Below are 17541 nucleotides of genomic sequence, written 5' to 3' on the forward strand. Positions count from 1 at the left end.
CGTGACCGAGCACGCCAAGCTCGCGGACGTCTTCGAACGGTTCGCCACCCAGCAGGCGGCGGGCAAGTCCCCTCTGTACGAGACCCTGTCCCGCACGGTCGCCCATACCCCCGAGCTCCTCGACCTCGCGGCCGACACCCAGCCGGGACAGCCCGCACCCAACATGCTGCTCGGGGCCATCCACCACATCATCCGCCGCGGCTCCCAGCACCCGCTGGCCACCTACTTCACCGGTCACGAGGAACTGGACGAGGCCCGCGCTGGCGCCCTGCTCACCGACTTCTGCCGACGCCATGCCCAGGAGATCCGGCGGATCATCTCAACCCGCTCCGTCCAGACCAACGAGGTGGGCAGGTGCGCCGTCCTGCTCCCCGCTTTCGCCGCGCTCCAGCAGCAGCTCGGCGACGGCCGCCTGATCAGGATCGTGGACGTGGGCGCCAGCGCCGGCCTGAACCTGCTCTGGGACCGCTACACCTACGACTACGGCGGCCACCGGATCAGCCTGCCCGCCAGCGACCCGGACACGGTGCTGTTCTGCGAGATCAAGGGCGGGACGCCGCCGTTGTCCCTGGACGTCGCGCAGTTCGTCCGGCCGGTCGGGATCGAGCTCAACCCGGTGGACCTCACCGACCGCGAGGCCACCGAGTGGCTGGTCAGTCTCACCTGGCCCGAGCAGACCACGCGGATGCACACACTGAACAGGGCCCTGACGCTGGTCGCCCGCACCCCGCCGACGATCCTGGCCGGCCGGGCCGAGGACCACCTCGCCGACGTCGTCACCGAGACCCCGCCCGACCTGCACCTGGTCTTCGTCTTCTCGTGGTCGATCTACCAGATCTTCGGCTCGCCCGGCGGCCGGGAACGCCTCGTCGACACCCTCGCCGGCCTGAGCCAGCACCGCCCGCTCCACGAAATCTCCATCGGCCACTTCGGCCACAACACCCCCCGCATGATCATGGCCAGCCACGACGGCGGCGTGAGCCGATCCGATGCCGTGGCCCACTGCGACGTCTACGGCGCCTGGCTCCACTGGCTGGCCACGTCGGCCGGCCGGGCGCCTGATGGGAGGGAGATCCCGTGACGCGCACGATCACCCGGGCGGTCGTGGCTGCCGGCGGGGCCGGGACCAAGATGGCCCCGATCACCCGCATCATCCCCAAGGAGATGCTGCCCGTCGCCAGGACGCCGATCCTGGAACACCTCGTCCACGAACTGCGCGCGGCCGACATCACCGACGTCCTCTTCGTCATCTCCTCACGCAAGGGCCAGATCCCGGCCTACTTCGGCAGCGGCGCGGCGTACGGCATGAACTTCTCCTACCGGGTCCAGGACGACGGCACCGGCCCTGGCGCGCCCGCCCTCGCCGCCGAGGCATGGACCCAGGAACAGCCGTTCGTCCTCGCATTCGGCGACAACCTGATCCGCGCCAGCACCGAAGGGCAGACGCCCCTCCAGCGGCTCGTACACGGCGGCACGGCGGACTGCTCAGTCCTGACCCGGCTGTTCCCCGCGGGCAGCGTCCCCCCGCACGAGACAATCCTGGGCCCGGCGGCCCCGCCCAGGACGGACCCCGGTCCGTACGACGTCGCCTTCGGCAGAGAGCCCCTGGACCACACCGGCGCTCGGTGGGTGCACGCCTGCGCTGCCCGCTGGGTCCTGGGGACCTTCGTCTTCGAGGCCCTGCGCGCATGCCCGCCGCGCCCCAACGGCGAGCTCTACCTCATCGACGCGGTGCGGCGCTGGATCTGTGCAGGCAACGAACTCAGGGCCGTGCCTCTCCTGCCGGCCGAGCTCCGGTTCAACTGCGACAACTGGGAGACCTACCACGATGCCGTCGCCGTCCTCCGCGCCTGAACGCACCGCCTCCGCCCTCCCGGGCACTCGGATTCCGCTGGAGAGCCCGTTCCAGCGGCCCGGCACCCAGGTCACCGTGATCTGGCCCGAGCAGCCCGTGCGCAGGATCGTGCTCGCCCTGCCCGTCGAGAAGGACGACGGGCGCAAGTACGGCCACAGCCTCAACGAGATCGCACGGCTTCCCGCAGACCTTCGCGACGGAACCGCCTTCGCCGCACCGACCTTCAGCGAATCACCCTGGCTGGTCAACCACGCCACCCGGTCCGACTGCCAGCAGGAGGACCACCTCGTCCGCGTGGTCGTACCGACCGTCCTCGCCGCCCTCGGCGGGCAGGCCCGGCCGCCGGTACACCTACTGGGGTTCAGCAAGGGCGGCTTCGCAGCCCTCAACCTGCTGGCCCGACACCCCGGCCTCTTCGCCGTCGCCAGCGTCTGGGACCCGTCGCTCCTCAGCGACCGGCCCCCGCACCCGCAACTCGTGGACGCCGCCGGCAGCGCCGCACGCCTGGGCGAGTGCGACGTGCGCCGCAACCTACGCAAGTACGCGTATGCCCTGCGTGGCACCCGCCGGATCGCCCTGGGGGGAATCGGCACCCTGGAAGCCGACTGGACCGCCGGCCGCCAGCTACTCGAAGAGGTCGGCATCCCGCATCTTGCCTACCGGGATGCGCCTGCCGACCACCGGTGGGGTGCTGCATGGCTGGCTCCCGCCATGCAGCACCTCCTCGACCTGGAAGCCCATCGGCTTCCTGCCCCGGAAGGAGGCCCGGAGCGGTGACGGATATGCGGTCAGTCCTTCAGCATCGCGTCGCGCACCGGAATCCAGTCCAGGGACGACCGAATCCCCTCCTCCAAGGAGAGCTGCGGCGTCCAGCCCAGAAGCCTCTGCGCCCGGTCACTCTTGGTGTAGCCGCCGGCGACGTCACCGGGCCGCGGCTCCACATCGACCGTGACGAGTGGCGTATCGACGACCTGGTTGAAGGCTGCGCACAGCTCCCGCACGGTGGTACCCGAGCCCGTGCCCAGGTTGATCGCCATCGACGGTTCCGCCTCCGTGAGCAGGGAGTCGAAACGGCTGATCGCCGCCACGTGGGCCGCGGCCAGGTCCCAGACGTGCACGTAGTCCCGGATTCCCGTCCCGTCCCGCGTGGGGTAATCGGTCCCGGTGACGGGGAAGGCCGTGCCCTCCCTGTGCGCCTGGATCATCTTGCCCAGGGCGTGGCTGGGCCGCTTGAGCTGAAGCCCGGTCCTCATCTTGGGGTCGGCCCCGACGGGGTTGAAGTAGCGCAGCGACAGCACGCGCATCTGGCGGGCCGCGGCGATGTCCGCGAACATCCCCTCGCACACAGCTTTGGTGCGCGAATAGGGGCTCTGCGGTGCGAGCGGGGAGTCTTCGTTCACAGGGGAGCCGTCGTCGGCCTGGTAAATGGAGCCCGAGGAACTGAAAATGAGGCGGTCACAGCCGTTCCGGCGGAGATGACCGACGAAGGCCAGGCTCTTGGCGACGTTCGCCTCGTAGTAGCCGATCGGGTCCTCAACGGACTCCGGCACCACGATCAACGCCGCGCAGTGCACCACCGTGGAGATGTCCGGGTGCTCGAAGAAGACCCGGTCGACCAGCGCCCCGTCGGAGATGTCGCCCTCGTAGAAGATCCGGTCACCGGTGAACTCCCTGCGACCTCGGACAAGGCTGTCGAGGATCACCGGGGTCATCCCCTGATCCAGGCAGGCCGACGCCACGGTGCTTCCGATGTAACCGGCTCCCCCGGCAATAAGAACAGACACGATCGGCGGTCCCTCTCGTACGACTGCATGCCCGGCGACCCTAGCCCCAGGCAACAGCCCGGCGCCGGGCCTCCGTACAAGGACCCACGATCGTGCGTCAGATGACGCAGCGATGGCGTACCCGCGTCCCGTGGCCACGGGACGCACCAGCAGCGGACGGCCGCCCGCTCGTACTGGCTGGCCAGCCACCGATCTTCTGACCGGGCGCCGTGACCCGCTGAAAGGGGGACCGGTTGAGCACCGGGTGCCCTCAACATGGCGCGCTTTACCCAAGGGGAGGGAGTACAGGCAGGTGGAAGATTCACAAGGCGACAAACAGGGCCGTGGCCGGGCAAGGGTCGCGTTCCCCGAGCCTGTAGACACACGACGTGAAGCGCCATGGTCTCGGTCGGCGTTCGATAACGAGAGCCTGCGGCGGCTGACCGGGACGTTGCCTTCGGTCATCGCGCAGGTCTACCGCATGGCCTGGCGGATCGACCGCCGAGACGTGCTGATCATGACCGGTGCGCAGGTCGCGCAGGGGGCAGGGTCGGCGGTAGTGCTGGCGGGCACCGCGAACGCGATGCGCTACGTCCTGGGCACCGGCGAAGTCGCGCACCGGCTTGATCAGGCGCTTCCCGCGCTGGCGCTGATCGCTGCTGCAGCCGGCCTCGTACGGATCGCGACGGGCTTTTCGTCCTGGGCAGCGGGGAGGCTCAAGCCGCGCCTGGGCTCGGCCGCCGATACCGCGATCGTGGAGACGATGATGTCGGTGGAGCTCGCGGCATTCCACCGGCCGGACTTCGCCGAACGACGGAATTCCGCCGAGATCGGGGCGCTGCGCTGTGACCGGCTGCTGTATGACGGGCAGCAGTTCATGGCCGCGTTGATCAAGCTGGCGGCGGCGTTCGGTGTGCTGACGGTGCTGCACCCGTTGATGCTGGCGGTCCTGGTGCTGGCGGTCGTCCCGGCGGGGGTCGGGGCGATGATGGAAGCGAAGATCGAGCACCGTACGCAGACCAGGGCCCGCGCGGATCAGACGGTGCGCGGCCTGATGCGCTGGTTCCTGACGACGTCGACACTGGCCGGTGAAGTGCGGGGCAACAGCATGCATCCCTTCTTCTCCTTCTGGTACCGCGCGATGTCGGTGCGCCTGGACCGTCGGGAACTTCACGGTGTGAACCGTCAGCTGCGGGTCAATCTCCTCTTCGGTGTCGCTGGCGGCGTGTGTCTCCTGGTCGCGTGGGGGACTCTCGCCTGGCTGACGGTGGGCGGGGTGATGTCACTGGCCCTCGCGGCGACCGCGGTCCTTGCCGTGCGCACGGCCCTGGGCAACTTGCGTGAACTGGTGCATTACGCGGCGACGTTGTTCGAGTCGAGCTTGTATCTGGGCGACTGGAAGGAGTTCGTCGAGAACGGCAAGGCGCTGGTGCCGGCCAGGGGCAGCGCACCGGTTCCGGCGAGCCCGCAGACCATCCGCCTGGAGCGGGCCTCGTTCTCCTACCCGAACAAGCCCTCTCCGGCTGTCAACGAGGTGTCGCTGTCGCTGCGTGCGGGACAGATCGTTGCGGTCATCGGGGAGAACGGCTCCGGCAAGTCCACGCTGACGCGCCTGATGACCGGGATGTACACGCCGGACAAGGGCCGCGTCCTGTGGGACGGCACCGATCTTGCGGATGCGGACATGCGCCGGGTGTGGGAGCAGACCGGTGTCCTGACGCAGGACTTCGCGAAGAACTGGCCCTTGTGCGCCCGGGACAACGTCACCCTCGGCCAGCCCACCGAAGAGGGCGATCACCGGGTATGGGGCGTGCTCGAAGCGGTGGGGCTGCGTGAGGTGTTCGAGGAGTTCCCCCGTGGTCTGGACAGCGTCCTCAACCCTGATTTCCACGGCGGGGTCACGTTGTCGGGCGGTCAGTGGCAGCGCCTTGCGTGTGCGCGCGTCCTCTACCGCAAGCCACCCGTGGTGATCCTGGACGAGCCGACGTCAGAGATGGACACCCGGGGCGAGCACGCGATGTTCGAGTTGATGCGCACCATCGCCCCGGGACGGATCACGGTCGTGATCACCCACCAGGTCATCAACGCCCGCATCGCGGACCACATCATCGTGATGGAGCGCGGCCGGATCACCGAGCAAGGCACATTCGACCAACTCGTCTCCGCAGGCGGGCTGTTCCAGGAACTGTACGAACTCAGCCAGGACCGATAGAGGAGGGGAACCTTGAACGACCGCTATATCAGGATCTCGACGACCGGCCTCGTCGTCCGCGACGACCGCATCTTGCTGGGCCGTGGCGACTGGCCGCAACCCGGAACCTACTGGCTGCCCGGGGGCGGGCAACAGCCCGGTGAGACGCTGGCCGCCTGCATCGAACGTGAGGTCCATGAGGAGACCGGTGTCCGCGTCACCGCCGGGCCCCTGATCCAGTTGCGCGAGCACATCCCGTGGAACCACCCGGGCAGCCCGAGCACACCGCATGTCCACCGCGTCGTGGCCCTGTTCTGGTGCCACTTCGTCGAGGAGCCGGACGCGCTCGGCCCCACCGTGCCGGACGACGTACAGACCGGTGCCGAGTGGGTCCCGCTGGACAAACTCACCGGACTGCGGTTCGTGCCGCCCACAGTCCAGGCCAGCCTCCCCGGGCTGATCACCCAGGCCGGCGGGCTGAACGGCTTCTACGCGGGAGACGTCGCATGAGTGAGATCGTTCTGATGTCCGACCCGAAGGTCGCGGCGATACCCGTGCGTGAGTGCCGCGAGCGACTGGTCGACGCACGCGGCAGCGGACTGCTGGTCGATGAAAGCCGGCAGGACGCGGCCGGGCACTTCGCGCACGTGCGCAAGAACATCCTCGAACGGCTCCTGTCCGCACAGGCCGCACTTCCTGACGGGCTGCGTCTGCTGCTGGTCGAGGGCTACCGGCCGCCGCAGCTCCAGGAGCAGTACTTCGCCGAGTACGCCGAGCAGCTGCGGGCGGAGAATCCGCGCTGGACGGATGAGCAGGTCCACTCGGCGGCCAGCCGCTACGTCTCGCCGCCCGAGGTCGCCCCGCACCCCGCCGGGGCAGCCGTCGACATCACCCTCGCCGACGCCGACGGGAGGGAGCTGGACCTGGGGACGAGGACGAACTCGACGCCGGAAGAGAGTGCGGGTGCCTGCTACATGGACGCCGCGAACATCAGCTCCCTGCACCGAGCGCGCCGTCAGGTCCTCGCGGCCGCCATGTCCGGCGCGGGGTTCGTGAACTACCCGACGGAGTGGTGGCACTGGTCGCACCGTGACCGCTACTGGGCGCTCGTCACGGGCGCGCCGGCCGCGGCCTACGGGCCGGTCACCCGATGAAGGCGCGCCGGGACCCGAAGCACCTGCACCGTCACGTCGTCCACGAGGCACGAGCGTAGGGGGAAGCCATGACCGTGATCGTCGGCCTGGTCCACGAAGACCAGGTGCACATCGGCGGGGATTCCGCCGGAGTCTCCAAGTACAGCTTGTCCATCGCGATCCGCAAGGACTCGAAGGTGTTCCGCAACGGCCCCTATGCCATGGGCTTCACCACCAGCTTCCGCATGGGCCAGCTGCTGCACCATGCCTTCAAAGCGCCCAGGCCCAAGGGCGACCTTGAACGGTTCATGGCCACGAAGTTCGTGGACAAGGTGCGCGCGTGTCTGAAGGACGGCGGATGGGCGCGTAAGGACTCCGAGCAGGAGTGGGCCGGCACGTTCCTCGTCGGCGTCTATGGGCGCCTGTTCGTCATCGGGGGCGACTATCAAGTGGGTGAGCCGGCCGACGGATACGCGGCTGTGGGCTGCGGCAGCGACCTAGCCCTCGGTGCCCTTCACGCCACGGCCCCGGTTGGCCTGGGTCCGCGTGAACGGCTGGACGCCGCTTTGGCCGCCGCCACTCATCACAGCGCGGGGGTGTGCGGGCCGTACAGCTACGCCATCGCGCCCGCCCACAGCGAACTCCTCGAACTCGAAGCAGCCCAGTACGCGACGGCGAAGGTGCCCGCCCCAAGGGAAGAGGAGCCCGCGGATGCGTGACCGGGTAGCCCTGTTCGACCTCGACGACACCCTCATCCCACGCCGGGAGCTGTTCGAGAAATGGGCAGCAGAGTTCTCCACCGAGCACGATGTGCCGCTGGAATGGCTCCTGAACGCGGACATCGAGCATGCGTCGCGCCGGGTCGAATTCTTCGAGCTGGCGAAGACCACCTTCGGTGTGCGGCCGCCAGTGGAGGAACTGCACGCCCAGTACCGGCAGCGCATGCCACAGCTGGTCGAGCCGGACCCACAGGTGGGCGCGATGCTCGCCAGCCTGCGGGAGGCAGGCTGGCGACTGGGGGTGGTCACCAACGGCATGGTGGACAACCAGACGAACAAACTCCGCCAAGCCGAGCTGAACGACCTGGTGGACACCGTCGTCATCTCCGACGCCGTGGGTGTGTGGAAGCCGGATGCACGGATCTTTCGCCACGCCATCACTCGGCTCGACTCCGCGCCGGGGCCGCACGTGGTCATGGTCGGCGACAGCCTCGAACACGACGTCGCGGGCGCCCACGTCACCGGGCTCACGACCGTGTGGGTCTCCCACGGCCGACCGCTCCCGCGCTCCGGCCCCCGACCCCAGCACACCGTCGGCACCGTGACGGAGGCCGCAGGGCTGCTGCACTCCGTTCTCAACTAGGGAGGGATCACGTTGGCGAATCCATGGATTCCGCCGGAGCAGTACGTGAAGAAGCTGCCGATGCACGCGAGCTTCGGCTGCATGTTCTTCACCGACACCGCGGGCCGGGTGTTGCAGCTGCGCTCGTGCGTCAAGCAGCACGCGCAGGTCTGGCAGTGGCCGGGCGGCAACACCGACACCGAGAACGAGTCGCCGTTCGAGACTGCTGTGCGGGAGTGCAGGGAGGAGACCGGCATCATCTTCACCGGCCAGCCGAAGCTCCTCGCAGTGTTCTGGCAGTCGGTGGGGCAGTGGCCGGTGGCGAAGCTCGGGTTGGCGTTCGACGGCGGCCAGCTCACAGCCGACGAGCTTGATCGGATCGCCCTTGATCCGGACGAGCACGACGAGTTCGCGGTCCGGTCGGTGGACGAGTGGGCAAAGGTGATGGACACGCGGTGGTGGCAACGGCTCGCAGCCGTCCACCGCGCGCAGCAAGCCGGTGCGACGGCGTACCTGGAGATGCGGTCCGATGGCTACTGGTGACCACTTCCTGGTAGGCGCTGGCGTGTTCGTCCAGCGCGACGACGGCCGCGTCCTGCTCGTCCACCACGCCAGGACCGGGCACTGGGTGATCCCCGGCGGCAAGGCCGAGCCCGGCGAGACGCCCCGGCAGTGCGCGGTGCGCGAGGCCCGCGAGGAGACCGGGCTCGACGGCCGGCCCGGGCGGCTGCTGGCCATCCAGCACCTCACCACGAACCGCCACTGGGGCAGCAAGTACATCGCCGACCCGTACGAGCTGTTCGTCTTCGCCCTCCACGTAGACCCCGACCAGCACGCCAGTATCCGGGTGCCGGACGGGGAACTGCTGGGCTGGGACTGGTTCACGCCCGACCACGGAGTGAAGCTCATGGACCCGACCAACGCGGCACTCTTCACGGCCACGGTCCAGGCCGCAGCCAACGGGACCTGCGCCTACCTCGAGGACCTCCAAGCGCTGCCGTGACCGGATCGCCGAGCACGGCAAATTCGACCAACTCGCATGCAATGAAGGCTGTTCCAGGAACTCTGCGGACTAAGCGAATACCAATGGGAGGGGAGGTGGCGCGGGTCACCTGCGCCCGCCATGTCCTTCAGACTCTGCCGCGGGCTTGTCCTGGGGCAGAGCTGAATGGAGAGTGATCCGATCCGAGACCGGAGGTGATGTTCGTGCGGCTCGCTGCAATCCCGAAGGCCGTCATCATGCAGCCAACGACCTTGTGCTCGCTGGACTGCCGCTACTGCTATCTCCCGTTCCGTAAGGTCAATCACCGGATGCCATTGGAAGTCGCTGCCATGGTTGCCGCATCCGTGAACCCTTGGGCGGCACTTCAACCGGGCTTCGAGGTCGTGTGGCACGGTGGCGAACCGCTCACGGCTGGCAGGTCGCTGCTCGGTGCCTTGATGGAACCGTTCGAAGGCGTCACGCACACGCTCCAGACGAACGCCACGCTGGTTGATGACCGATGGTGTGACTTCTTCGAGGAGCGCGGCGTCGGTGTAGGGGTGAGCATCGATGGCCCGGCGGACATGAACCGCAACCGCGCCTCCCTGGGCGGCCGACCGGCCCACGATCGGATTATCCGGGGCATCGGCCGATTACGAGAGCGCGGTGTCCCGTTCTCGGCGATAGCTGTGGTGTCCGATCCGGACCCGGCGCGAGCGGCAGAGTTCTACCGGTTCTTCGTGGACCTGGGGTGCGATGTACTTGGGGTGAACGTCGAAGAGCAGGAAGGCGTCCACACCCGCGCGTCGGAGCCCGACCCTGGCCGGGCGGCACAGTGGTGGGTGGCTCTCACCGACGCATGGAGAGCGGACCCCGCGATCCGGGTCCGGGAGATCGACCGCGTCCTGACGTTCGCCTCGGCAGTCCTCGAAGACCGCATCGCCACCAATACAGTCCAGGTGTGGGACCCGCTACCGACCGTGGCCTACGACGGAGGCGTGGTCCTCGTCTCGCCTGAGCTCGCCGGATTCACCGATCCCCGGCTCGGGGACTTCACGACCGGCAACGTCCTGAGCACGCCGCTCGACGTGCTCCTCGCCGAAGCCGAGTCCCGAACGCCGTGGCTGGCCGAGTTCCAGCGCGGCGTGGACTCCTGCCGCACCTCGTGCTCATTCTTCGACTTCTGCGGCGGTGGGCACCCGGCCAACCGCTACTTCGAGCATGGGGGCCGCATGGACGGCACCCGCACCACGTACTGCACCACCGCCAAGATCGCGCTACTCGAAGGAGTGACAGCCCATGTCAACGCCCACAGCAACTGATCTGGTGACCGCCGCCGCCGACGGCTTCGCAGCACTCCTAGCCTCCGCGGGACCTGCCGTCGCGGACGGCGGGAAGTTCGACAACCGGCCGACATGGGACAACGCGAAGCCCCCGTTCGACAACCGCCCCACCTGGGACAACTGGGACAACAAGAACAAAAAGAAGTAGCCCTCCGGGCCGCGTTACGGCTCGACCATCAGCCCGGCCTCCGTCGCCAGGAGCTCCGCGACCGTGACGACCTGCGTGGCGTTGATCCTGGCGCCGCGCAGAGACAACAAGCCGCGCGCCCCGCGCAGTTCGGCGCCCCGCAGGTCGCATCCCTTGGCCGAGGTCACCGCGAACTCGGCATTGGAGAGGTCACAGTCGTGAAAGATCACCCGGTCGAGTCGCCCGGAGAAGGACGCCTCCTTGAACGAGCACCGCACAAACGCGACGACGCCGCGCACCTTGTCCAGGGCGATGGTGGCCATGTCGAAGCGGCAGTCCTCGGCGTAGACGTCGCCGGCCTCGGTCGCCGCGAGCTGCCAGCCGATGCCCCGACACCCTGCCAGTTCCACCCGAGACAGGTGGACGTCTCGCCACCGCGAGTTCGACAGGTCAGCACCTCGAACAGCCGTGTCGTCCAGACGGAACGGAGCAACCGTAGCGTTTGTGAGCTGCACACGGTCCAGAACCGAACGCGTGACCGTTCCCTCGACGACCGCCCCGGTGGCGTCCGTGCCGTCGATGCAGGACATGGACACCGACAACTCACCCTTGATCGCGCCCGTGTACGGGACAAGATCATCGTGGTCGATCGAAGGACGCTGGAGCGAGCGGCCGTCACCGAGGTCTCTGAATTCCATGTGCCGACCGTACCGGCACAAGCACCGGCGGAAAGCCGCCGTGACCATCGGGACATCGCCCCGGTTAAGCACTGGGTGCTTTCGGCCCGGTGCTCTTTACCTAAGGGAAGGGGATGCCCGTGGACACTACCTGGGACATCATCCACCGCCTCACCGCCCGTCTCGACGACTACAGCACGTTACCCATCGACCAGCGCCGCATCTTACAGATCCTCAAGATCACTGAAGAGGCCGGCGAGGCCGCCGAAGCTGTGATCGGCGCGTTGGGGCAGAACCCGCGCAAGGGCTTCTCCCACACGTGGGACGACGTGCAGGCCGAAGTGTGCGACGTGATCACCACGGCCATGGTCGCGTTGCAGCGGCTCACCCCCAACGCCCGGGAGGTCTTCGCCGAGCACCTGGACCGCATCGCCAACCGTGACCTCACTGAAGGGAGCCACCGTTGACCGTCAGCACAGCGGACACCGCGAACGAGCTGCGCGAAGAGCTCGTGACCCGCCTCATCGACAGCGGCCACCTGCGCACCCCCGAAGTCATCGCCGCCTTCCGGGACACCGAACGCCACCGGTTCCTGCCCGGCGTCGACCTTCAGGCCGCGTACGCCCACGACGTGGTGGCCCTCAAACGCGACGAGACGGGCGAGATGATCTCCTGCATCTCCACGCCGTCGATCGTCGCGACCCAGCTGGAGCAGTTGGGCGCAGAGCCCGGCCACAAGATCCTGGAGGCCGGGGCCGCCACCGGCTACAACGCTGCGCTCCTCGGCCGGCTCGTGGCGCCCGGCGGTCACGTGTGGACGGTGGACGTCGACCAGGACCTTGTTGACGGCGCCCGGAAGAACCTCGCGGAGGCCGGAGCCTCGAACGTGACCGTCGTGTTGGCCGACGGTGCTTCCGGTCTTCCCGAGCATGCCCCTTTCGACCGTATCCAGTTCACGGTCGGCGCCGGTGACGTCCCGGTGAGGGTTCTGGAGCAGCTTGCCCCCGGCGGTCGCCTGGTCATCCCGATGCGGGTTCGCGGCAGCATCTCCCGGAGCTTCGCCTTCGAACGCGACGGCCACACCTGGAAGACCGTCTCGTCCGAGATGATGACGTTCGTTCCCTTGCGCAGGGGCGTCTGCAACGACATCCGCACCATGGTCGACATGGCGGGTGAGGGCAACGTCCGCCTGGAGATCTACAGCGAGCAGAACGTCGACCGCGACGCGATCCGCACCGTACTGGACGAGCCCCCGGTCAAGGTCTACACCGGCGTGAAGTTCCGCAAGGGCGAGTCCTTCCAGTGGCTGTACCTGTACCTGGCGTACGTGCTGCCCAACGGCCTTTCCCGGATGCCCGGCTCCCGCCCCGGATTCGCCCCGCACTTCGGCTGGGGTTCCATGACCGCGCTCGACGGCGAGACCCTGGCCTACCTCACCAAGGTCGAAGGTGAAGACGAGCAGGGCTCGTTCTGGCAGATGGGGGCGATCGGCCACGGCCCGCGCGCCGCCGAACTCGCCGACCAGGTCGCCACCACGATCAGCGAGTGGGACCGCGGCTGGGGCCACAACGCACCGGAACCCGGATTCCGCATGGCCGTCGGCGACGCCCGCGACCAGCTGACCGCCGCCGACCCGCGCTTCGCCATCGACAAGACCTACAGCCGTCTCGTCGTCGACTGGCCGCGCAGGAGCTGAGCCGCCGCACTGGTGCACGCACAGGAGGAGGGGGCACGATGACGAATCCGCTCAACCCCGAGCTGGCCGCCGAGCTCTTGCGGCGCATGGCCATCGACCAGCATGCCCGGGGCGTCCGCGAGGGTGAGGACGATGTCGAGGCGGACTGGGAGGCGATGCGCGCGGTCGACGCAGACAACACTACGTGGCTCAAGACCGTGGTGGCCGAACACGGCTGGCCCGGACACACCCTCGTCGGAGAGGAGGCCGCACATGCGGCGTGGCTGATGATCCAGCACGCCGACCGGGACCTGGAATTCCAGCTGCACGGGCTCCAGCTCCTGACCGCAGCCGTGGAAGCCGGCGAGGCGTTGCCGCGGCACTTCGCCTACCTGACCGATCGTTGCCAGGTCGCCCAACAGCGACAGCAGACGTACGGAACGCAGTACTTCGAAGACAACAAGGGCCACTTCGGGCCCCGGCCGGCCGTCGACCCCGACCGGTTGGATGAGCGCCGCGCAGTGGTGGGCCTGGGGCCGCACGCGCAGTACGACGCCGAGATCCGAGCGAGGTACGGCTACCCGCCGGCGGACACGCCTTAGAGCTCGTGGGGGTCGAGGAGGACGTAGAGACCCGGCGCGCAGATCGTGCCCTTGCAGACCTGGCAGTCGCAGGTGTGCCGCATGCAGAAGCAGGAGGAGTCGTCGCACCACTTGTCCGGGCCGTGCCAGTGCGCGGGGTCGGGCTCTTCGCATCCCCAGGCGGTGCAGGTGCGCAGTTTCGACCAGGCGGGGTAGACGATGTGCTCGCGGCGGTACGGGTGGCCGTGAGGCAGGGGCCACCCCCAGCAGGCTTGAACGGAGGCTGCGGCGTCGCCGCGGGTGTGCCAGGCGGCGCGGCAGCGGGTGCACTGGTATCGGCCTTCCGGGCGGCGTCGAAGTTGGTGGCCCTTCAACGCTCAGTCCTCGCGCAGGACGACGACGAACCCGGCCTCGTAGGACACGCCCGGCTCCGGCGGGACGGGCTCGCCGGTCAGGACGTCAGTGCAGCAGGCGTTGAACACCTCGCCCTCCGGCAGCGGTACGGGCCCGTCGGCGGTGAGCCTCCAGCCCCGTACGGTCTGACGGCCGTCGGTGATGCGGTGCCGGGTGATGATGCTGCCGGGGCCGCCCGCGACCAGGCCGGCGGCCACGATCTCCGCGAGCACGACCACGGTGTCAGTGTGCTCCTGGACCTCCCACCCGCCGGGACCGAGGACGATCTCGGCCGACGCCATGATGCGCGGGTCGACAGCGGTCACCGCTATCTCCAACAGCCCGTCCCCGGCCGCCAGGGAGACGTGTCCCCCGATAAGGAGGGACAGCCACTCGATGGCCTCGGCGAAGGCGTTCTCCTGCACCACCGCAGGGTCGGCGCCGCACTGCCAGGCGACGGTTGCCACGTAGGCGCGGGCGGCCTTCGCGGCGGCGAGCTGCCGGGGGGTGAAGCGCACGGGTGCGCCGTCGGCGGGTCGGTTGGCGCGGGCGGCCGTCACAGGGGTTCTCCTGGGATTGTTAGGGCGGTTGGTGAGCCAGCGGGCCCCGGGATGGCGATGGGCGTGCGTCCGGGGCCCGCGGCTTACCCGAATGCGTCTTGGTCGTGTTCGGCCAGCAGCGCGCCGAGATCGGCGACCACCGGGGCGCAGGCGGCACCCTGTACACCGGTCTCGGCCGCGAGGTGGGCGTGGATGCTCCGGGCGGCCGTCAGATGCGCCTGGGCGAACAGGGAATCGCGGCCACCGTTCGACAGCTCGTACTGGGCGACCAGGGCGCGGGCCAGGCCCTCGATACGCGAGTGCGCGTCGTAGGTGCGGTGGGCGATCAGGGCGCGTTCCAGGAGGGCGGCGTCGGTGCCCGTGGTGATGCCGGGGGCACCAGTGTGGTGGCGGGCGACGTCTTCGCATGCCTGGTGGTAGTTCTTGCGGGCGACGCGGCGTTCTTCGAGGAGACGGTGGAAGAGCCGTTCGGCCGGGGTCATGGTGTCGGCCGGCGGGGTGGCGAGGGCGGTTGCGAGTTCAGCGGCGAGCTGCCGGATGTAGTCGTCTTCGTGGCCGGTCGTCATAGTGCGAATTGTCCCTGTGGGGTCTGACATCACCGGGGGCTTCCGGTGGTTGGGGGGCCGGGGCGGGCCAGCATCGGCTAAGGGCTGGTAGCCCGCCCCGGCAGTCTCTGGGTGCGCTCAGACGGGGAGGTCGGCGCGGCGGAGTTGGCCGCGGACGTTGGCCCACGACCGCGAGCACGACGGCGTGGACGGGCAGAAGATCGTGCGTCCTTGTCCCACGGGCGGTGTCCAGGCCAGGTGTCCGCTCCTCGTACGGTAGATCACCCACCCCTTCGCGGTCGCGGTCTTCGCGGCCGTGCGCATGATGGCGGGGAGCTGGTGCACAGAGACGGGCCGTCGGGCGGTGCGGCGGGTCATCGGCGGCGCCTGCGGTGGCTGGTGGTGCGCCAGGAGAACGGGCCGGGCAGATCCACGCTGGTGGTCCGGCGCCCGGTGGAGCTGTATGTACGGGCCAGCCCACGCGGGCCAACCGACACGCTCACGGACTTACGGTTGACGTTGAGGCGCAGCAGCCCGGGGACCAACGTGAACGACTTCCGGAACAGCAGCGGCATCAGATGGCCTTCCAGACCGGCTGTCCGGCGCGGGTCCGGTCTGCGCAGCGCTGCCAGAGGCGGGCGTCGCTGCGGGCGTCGGCGGCCAGGTTCCGTATCTCGTGCGGGGCGTAGGTGGGAAGGTCGCGGTCGTCGATGTAGTGGGCGGCGGCCTTCAGCGCGGCGGCGAGCTCGGGGGACGCTTCGACCATGATGGCGAAGGCGTCCAGGCCCTCGGCGGCCGCGCGGGCGGTGGCTGCCTTCCCCTCCCAGTAGGCGGGGTCGGCGAGCTGCGCGTTGGTAGTGGTCATCGGCTGTTCTCCGCGAGGGTCAGGTAGTAGCGGCGGGCGTCGTACGGGTTCGCGTCCGCGGCGCGCAGGTGGTGCATGCGCAGACGCCACACGTAGGCGAAGGACTCGGTGAGGTGGTCGGCGACCTCCAGCAGCTCTTCGGCGAACGACGACTCCTCGTCGAACTCGTACCGGGCGCCGTCCCGGCCGTAGTAGGCGACGGGGGTAATGCCGTGCGCACCTTCGCCTTCAACGAACTCGACGAGCATCGCGCAGGAGAAGCGGTCGAGGATCAGGCGGGCGGTCAGGTCGAGAGCGGCGGCGACCAGCTTCTCGCCACTGGCCGCCTGCGCCTTGGCGGCCTCGGCATATTCCTCGGCGGCGACGGTGTAGCGCAGAGCGGCGGTGGTCAGGGTCATCGGGTCGTGTCCTTGGTGAAGCGCTCGCGGAGTTGTCGGGTCTGGTGCTCGCGGTAGGTCTGGGCGGCGAGGTGGTAGACCGTGGCGTTCGACGGGTCCTCGGCCTGCTCGATGCGGCGGGCTGCCTCCTCGCCGACCGCCCGGAACCCGACGGTGGTCAGGGCGCGGTTGCTGCCGTGGCGGAGCAGCATGAGCGTCCAGGTGAAGTTGTCCTCGATGACGTAGTAGGTGCCGTGCCGGCCGCGCGCGGAGGCGGAGCGGAAACGGCCGTGGGTGCCGGGCTCGTGGTCGGTGAAGACCAGGTGGGCGGTCATCGGCGGCCTGCGCATCCGGCGTGGCCGCAGCCGCCGCACCATCCACCGGAGGAGCAGGCGCACGGGCAAGAGCGGTTCATGTGGGGGGCTCCCGGGATCAAGTCGTGGGGTCAGGTGGGGTGCCGGTGTGGGGCCCGGCACCACGACGACGGGCGTCAGCCGAGTTGGCCAGTGCTCTTCAGCCATGCGTCGTACTCGGTGGTCTTGGCGACCTTGGCGGCGTCCTGGTAGCTGGGCGCCTCGACGATGCGGACCCAGCAGTCCTCACCGAGCCAGGAGACGGCCGGGGAGCCGGGGAGGACGGCGTCGACTTCGACTTCGCCGCCGAGGTAGCGGATTCCGATCACGGACCAGGTCTGGAGGGGGCGCGGGTCGTTCACTGGTTCTCCGTCTTCTCGTTCAGGGTCTCGGCCGCCGTCGGCTTGCGCAGCTCGTACCAGTGCGCGCCGTGGATGGTGATGCGGTAGTGGTCGCCCCACTGGACCAGGCGGGCCCTGGGGTTGGCGTACAGGCTGTCCCAGGCGTTGTCAGCGGGGACGGGGAAGGACTCGAAGTCGTTGTGGCCGCTGCGCATGGTGGCTGCGGTGTACCGCTCGCGTATCTGCTTGATCTTCGTGGTGGCGTTGCGGGGAACGGTGAGCACCGGTGGTTCTTCCTTCTGGGCAAGGGGGGTGGAGGTGCGGGGCGGGCAGCCAGGCGGGCCACGCCGGGCGGCGTGGGTGGTGGCATAGGCCCGCCCCGCACGAGGAGGGGGCCGGGGGCGGCTCAAGCAGCCAGCTCGAAAACCGCCGCCCCCGG

27 protein-coding genes are annotated in these 17541 nt (G+C 69.0%); 15 read left to right on the forward strand and 12 right to left on the reverse strand.

The window, feature by feature from the left end:
- Position 1: 1 nt before the first annotated feature.
- The 3 genes from ACMATS_RS06285 to ACMATS_RS06295 are packed head-to-tail and all read left to right on the forward strand — an operon-like array spanning position 2 to position 2632.
- The gene (locus ACMATS_RS06285) at positions 2 to 1081 is read left to right on the forward strand and encodes a DUF2332 domain-containing protein (protein ID WP_414167215.1); all 1080 of its coding nucleotides are present in this window, start codon (positions 2 to 4) and stop codon (positions 1079 to 1081) included.
- Entirely contained in the window at positions 1078 to 1854 is a 777-nt protein-coding gene (locus ACMATS_RS06290) for a sugar phosphate nucleotidyltransferase (protein WP_414167216.1), read from the forward strand. The genes ACMATS_RS06285 and ACMATS_RS06290 overlap by 4 nt, the downstream gene beginning before the upstream one ends.
- On the forward strand, positions 1829 to 2632 hold the full coding sequence (locus ACMATS_RS06295) for a hypothetical protein (RefSeq protein ID WP_414167217.1): 804 nt from the start codon (positions 1829 to 1831) through the stop codon (positions 2630 to 2632). The genes ACMATS_RS06290 and ACMATS_RS06295 overlap by 26 nt, the downstream gene beginning before the upstream one ends.
- Before the next feature lie 11 nt (positions 2633 to 2643).
- Here the strand turns inward: ACMATS_RS06295 and galE are convergent, their stop codons facing one another.
- Positions 2644 to 3639 carry a UDP-glucose 4-epimerase GalE gene (gene galE, locus ACMATS_RS06300; protein WP_414167218.1) on the reverse strand — a complete coding sequence of 332 codons (996 nt, stop codon included), beginning with the start codon at positions 3637 to 3639 and terminating at the stop codon, positions 2644 to 2646.
- A 292-nt stretch (positions 3640 to 3931) separates the two neighbouring features.
- Here galE and ACMATS_RS06305 point away from each other — a divergent pair, with 292 nt between their 5' ends.
- From ACMATS_RS06305 to amcA, 9 genes are all read left to right on the forward strand, one after another.
- A complete protein-coding gene (locus ACMATS_RS06305; protein WP_414167219.1) occupies positions 3932 to 5830 on the forward strand; it encodes an ABC transporter ATP-binding protein in 1899 nt (632 codons plus the stop codon).
- Positions 5831 to 5842: 12 nt separating this feature from the next.
- The gene (locus tag ACMATS_RS06310; protein ID WP_414167220.1) at positions 5843 to 6319 is read left to right on the forward strand and encodes an NUDIX domain-containing protein; all 477 of its coding nucleotides are present in this window, start codon (positions 5843 to 5845) and stop codon (positions 6317 to 6319) included.
- Complete coding sequence (locus ACMATS_RS06315) at positions 6316 to 6963, forward strand: M15 family metallopeptidase (protein WP_414167221.1); 648 nt, start codon at positions 6316 to 6318, stop codon at positions 6961 to 6963. The genes ACMATS_RS06310 and ACMATS_RS06315 overlap by 4 nt, the downstream gene beginning before the upstream one ends.
- 68 nt (positions 6964 to 7031) lie before the next feature.
- Positions 7032 to 7661 carry a hypothetical protein gene (locus ACMATS_RS06320; protein ID WP_414167222.1) on the forward strand — a complete coding sequence of 210 codons (630 nt, stop codon included), beginning with the start codon at positions 7032 to 7034 and terminating at the stop codon, positions 7659 to 7661.
- Positions 7654 to 8304 (forward strand): HAD family hydrolase, encoded by a 651-nt coding sequence (locus ACMATS_RS06325; RefSeq protein ID WP_414167223.1) that lies wholly within the window; start codon positions 7654 to 7656, stop codon positions 8302 to 8304. Before ACMATS_RS06320 ends, ACMATS_RS06325 begins: the two co-directional genes overlap by 8 nt.
- A 12-nt stretch (positions 8305 to 8316) precedes the next feature.
- Positions 8317 to 8826 carry an NUDIX domain-containing protein gene (locus ACMATS_RS06330; RefSeq protein ID WP_414167224.1) on the forward strand — a complete coding sequence of 170 codons (510 nt, stop codon included), beginning with the start codon at positions 8317 to 8319 and terminating at the stop codon, positions 8824 to 8826.
- Positions 8813 to 9286 (forward strand): NUDIX domain-containing protein, encoded by a 474-nt coding sequence (locus ACMATS_RS06335; protein ID WP_414167225.1) that lies wholly within the window; start codon positions 8813 to 8815, stop codon positions 9284 to 9286. The genes ACMATS_RS06330 and ACMATS_RS06335 overlap by 14 nt, the downstream gene beginning before the upstream one ends.
- Positions 9287 to 9483: 197 nt before the next feature.
- Positions 9484 to 10587, forward strand: a complete 1104-nt coding sequence (gene amcB / locus ACMATS_RS06340; RefSeq protein WP_414167226.1) for a cyclophane-forming radical SAM peptide maturase AmcB — start codon at positions 9484 to 9486, stop codon at positions 10585 to 10587.
- Positions 10565 to 10756, forward strand: coding sequence for a multiple cyclophane-containing RiPP AmcA (gene amcA / locus ACMATS_RS06345; protein WP_414167227.1), 192 nt, complete (start codon positions 10565 to 10567; stop codon positions 10754 to 10756). The genes amcB and amcA overlap by 23 nt, the downstream gene beginning before the upstream one ends.
- A 14-nt stretch (positions 10757 to 10770) precedes the next feature.
- Here amcA and ACMATS_RS06350 read toward each other — a convergent pair whose 3' ends face one another.
- Positions 10771 to 11433, reverse strand: coding sequence for a pentapeptide repeat-containing protein (locus tag ACMATS_RS06350; protein ID WP_414167228.1), 663 nt, complete (start codon positions 11431 to 11433; stop codon positions 10771 to 10773).
- Between the two features lie 113 nt (positions 11434 to 11546).
- On the opposite strand from ACMATS_RS06350, the gene ACMATS_RS06355 reads away from it, so the two are divergent.
- Genes ACMATS_RS06355 through ACMATS_RS06365 form a run of 3 tightly spaced genes read left to right on the forward strand, consistent with a single transcriptional unit; the run spans position 11547 to position 13689 of the window.
- Positions 11547 to 11879 (forward strand): MazG-like family protein, encoded by a 333-nt coding sequence (locus tag ACMATS_RS06355; protein WP_414167229.1) that lies wholly within the window; start codon positions 11547 to 11549, stop codon positions 11877 to 11879.
- Positions 11876 to 13108, forward strand: a complete 1233-nt coding sequence (gene fxlM / locus ACMATS_RS06360; RefSeq protein WP_414167230.1) for a methyltransferase, FxLD system — start codon at positions 11876 to 11878, stop codon at positions 13106 to 13108. Before ACMATS_RS06355 ends, fxlM begins: the two co-directional genes overlap by 4 nt.
- 38 nt (positions 13109 to 13146) lie before the next feature.
- The gene (locus ACMATS_RS06365) at positions 13147 to 13689 is read left to right on the forward strand and encodes a DUF6624 domain-containing protein (RefSeq protein WP_414167231.1); all 543 of its coding nucleotides are present in this window, start codon (positions 13147 to 13149) and stop codon (positions 13687 to 13689) included.
- Here ACMATS_RS06365 and ACMATS_RS06370 read toward each other — a convergent pair.
- The 10 genes from ACMATS_RS06370 to ACMATS_RS06415 all read right to left on the reverse strand — a co-directional run bounded on the left by ACMATS_RS06370 (position 13686) and on the right by ACMATS_RS06415 (position 17386).
- Positions 13686 to 14042: a hypothetical protein gene (locus ACMATS_RS06370; protein ID WP_414167232.1), complete on the reverse strand. Its 357-nt coding sequence runs from the start codon at positions 14040 to 14042 to the stop codon at positions 13686 to 13688. The genes ACMATS_RS06365 and ACMATS_RS06370 overlap by 4 nt on opposite strands.
- A 3-nt stretch (positions 14043 to 14045) precedes the next feature.
- Positions 14046 to 14621 (reverse strand): hypothetical protein, encoded by a 576-nt coding sequence (locus ACMATS_RS06375; protein WP_414167233.1) that lies wholly within the window; start codon positions 14619 to 14621, stop codon positions 14046 to 14048.
- Positions 14622 to 14704: 83 nt separating this feature from the next.
- Positions 14705 to 15187, reverse strand: coding sequence for a hypothetical protein (locus ACMATS_RS06380; protein WP_414167234.1), 483 nt, complete (start codon positions 15185 to 15187; stop codon positions 14705 to 14707).
- Between the two features lie 117 nt (positions 15188 to 15304).
- Entirely contained in the window at positions 15305 to 15544 is a 240-nt protein-coding gene (locus ACMATS_RS06385; RefSeq protein WP_414167235.1) for a hypothetical protein, read from the reverse strand.
- The gene (locus ACMATS_RS06390) at positions 15541 to 15741 is read right to left on the reverse strand and encodes a DUF4236 domain-containing protein (RefSeq protein ID WP_414167236.1); all 201 of its coding nucleotides are present in this window, start codon (positions 15739 to 15741) and stop codon (positions 15541 to 15543) included. Before ACMATS_RS06390 ends, ACMATS_RS06385 begins: the two co-directional genes overlap by 4 nt.
- Positions 15741 to 16031, reverse strand: coding sequence for a hypothetical protein (locus ACMATS_RS06395; protein ID WP_414167237.1), 291 nt, complete (start codon positions 16029 to 16031; stop codon positions 15741 to 15743). Before ACMATS_RS06395 ends, ACMATS_RS06390 begins: the two co-directional genes overlap by 1 nt.
- Entirely contained in the window at positions 16028 to 16429 is a 402-nt protein-coding gene (locus tag ACMATS_RS06400) for a hypothetical protein (protein ID WP_414167238.1), read from the reverse strand. The genes ACMATS_RS06395 and ACMATS_RS06400 overlap by 4 nt, the downstream gene beginning before the upstream one ends.
- Positions 16426 to 16806 (reverse strand): hypothetical protein, encoded by a 381-nt coding sequence (locus tag ACMATS_RS06405; RefSeq protein WP_414167239.1) that lies wholly within the window; start codon positions 16804 to 16806, stop codon positions 16426 to 16428. The genes ACMATS_RS06400 and ACMATS_RS06405 overlap by 4 nt, the downstream gene beginning before the upstream one ends.
- 92 nt (positions 16807 to 16898) lie before the next feature.
- The gene (locus ACMATS_RS06410) at positions 16899 to 17123 is read right to left on the reverse strand and encodes a hypothetical protein (RefSeq protein WP_414167240.1); all 225 of its coding nucleotides are present in this window, start codon (positions 17121 to 17123) and stop codon (positions 16899 to 16901) included.
- Complete coding sequence (locus tag ACMATS_RS06415) at positions 17120 to 17386, reverse strand: hypothetical protein (RefSeq protein WP_414167241.1); 267 nt, start codon at positions 17384 to 17386, stop codon at positions 17120 to 17122. The genes ACMATS_RS06410 and ACMATS_RS06415 overlap by 4 nt, the downstream gene beginning before the upstream one ends.
- Positions 17387 to 17541: the final 155 nt, after the last annotated feature.

Source organism: Streptoverticillium reticulum (genome assembly GCF_047456005.1).
Lineage (GTDB): Bacteria > Actinomycetota > Actinomycetes > Streptomycetales > Streptomycetaceae > Streptomyces > Streptomyces reticulum.

Excerpts from the sequence above, each read along its gene's own strand:
- ACMATS_RS06295 (WP_414167217.1), top strand. The coding sequence starts at position 1,829 with ATGCCGTCGCCGTCCTCCGCGCCTGAACGCACCGCCTCCGCCCTCCCG.
- ACMATS_RS06315 (WP_414167221.1), top strand. The coding sequence starts at position 6,316 with ATGAGTGAGATCGTTCTGATGTCCGACCCGAAGGTCGCGGCGATACCC.
- ACMATS_RS06320 (WP_414167222.1), top strand. The coding sequence starts at position 7,032 with ATGACCGTGATCGTCGGCCTGGTCCACGAAGACCAGGTGCACATCGGC.
- ACMATS_RS06325 (WP_414167223.1), top strand. The coding sequence starts at position 7,654 with ATGCGTGACCGGGTAGCCCTGTTCGACCTCGACGACACCCTCATCCCA.
- ACMATS_RS06335 (WP_414167225.1), top strand. The coding sequence starts at position 8,813 with ATGGCTACTGGTGACCACTTCCTGGTAGGCGCTGGCGTGTTCGTCCAG.
- amcB (WP_414167226.1), top strand. The coding sequence starts at position 9,484 with ATGTTCGTGCGGCTCGCTGCAATCCCGAAGGCCGTCATCATGCAGCCA.
- amcA (WP_414167227.1), top strand. The coding sequence starts at position 10,565 with ATGTCAACGCCCACAGCAACTGATCTGGTGACCGCCGCCGCCGACGGC.
- ACMATS_RS06350 (WP_414167228.1), bottom strand. The coding sequence starts at position 11,433 with ATGGAATTCAGAGACCTCGGTGACGGCCGCTCGCTCCAGCGTCCTTCG.
- ACMATS_RS06355 (WP_414167229.1), top strand. The coding sequence starts at position 11,547 with ATGCCCGTGGACACTACCTGGGACATCATCCACCGCCTCACCGCCCGT.
- ACMATS_RS06365 (WP_414167231.1), top strand. The coding sequence starts at position 13,147 with ATGACGAATCCGCTCAACCCCGAGCTGGCCGCCGAGCTCTTGCGGCGC.
- ACMATS_RS06380 (WP_414167234.1), bottom strand. The coding sequence starts at position 15,187 with ATGACGACCGGCCACGAAGACGACTACATCCGGCAGCTCGCCGCTGAA.
- ACMATS_RS06385 (WP_414167235.1), bottom strand. The coding sequence starts at position 15,544 with ATGACCCGCCGCACCGCCCGACGGCCCGTCTCTGTGCACCAGCTCCCC.
- ACMATS_RS06390 (WP_414167236.1), bottom strand. The coding sequence starts at position 15,741 with ATGCCGCTGCTGTTCCGGAAGTCGTTCACGTTGGTCCCCGGGCTGCTG.
- ACMATS_RS06395 (WP_414167237.1), bottom strand. The coding sequence starts at position 16,031 with ATGACCACTACCAACGCGCAGCTCGCCGACCCCGCCTACTGGGAGGGG.
- ACMATS_RS06400 (WP_414167238.1), bottom strand. The coding sequence starts at position 16,429 with ATGACCCTGACCACCGCCGCTCTGCGCTACACCGTCGCCGCCGAGGAA.